Source organism: Cupriavidus sp. SIMBA_020 (assembly GCF_046535395.1).
Taxonomy (GTDB): Bacteria; Pseudomonadota; Gammaproteobacteria; order Burkholderiales; family Burkholderiaceae; genus Cupriavidus; species Cupriavidus campinensis.
In genome coordinates, this window is sequence record NZ_JAWRWU010000387.1 from 1 (window position 1) to 282 (window position 282).

Sequence of the window (282 nt, forward strand, 5' to 3'; positions counted from 1 at the left end):
AACCGGTCCCGCGGCGTGACCCGGGCCATGTCGAGCATCTTGTCGACCAGGGCCTGCGGGGTCGGCACCCAGATGACGTCCTTGCCATCCTGGCCGACATCGGGCACGTAGTCTTCGGTCGCGGCAGCCCGCGGGCTGGCGGCATCGGCGCGGGCCTCGGCCAGCACCGCAAGGGTCAGGGCCAGCGCCAGCGCCGATGCCATGAGGGGCCAGCGGCGGGCGGGCGAATGGGACGAATGGGCACGTTGCATGATGAAGACTCCTAGGGCAAAGAAAAGCGGG

At 69.9% G+C, this 282-nt stretch carries 1 pseudogene; it reads right to left on the reverse strand.

Annotated features, from left to right (window positions below):
• A pseudogene (locus SB751_RS29715) lies at positions 1 to 251 on the reverse strand (SAM-dependent methyltransferase); the annotation flags it as partial.
• Positions 252 to 282 lie beyond the last annotated feature (31 nt).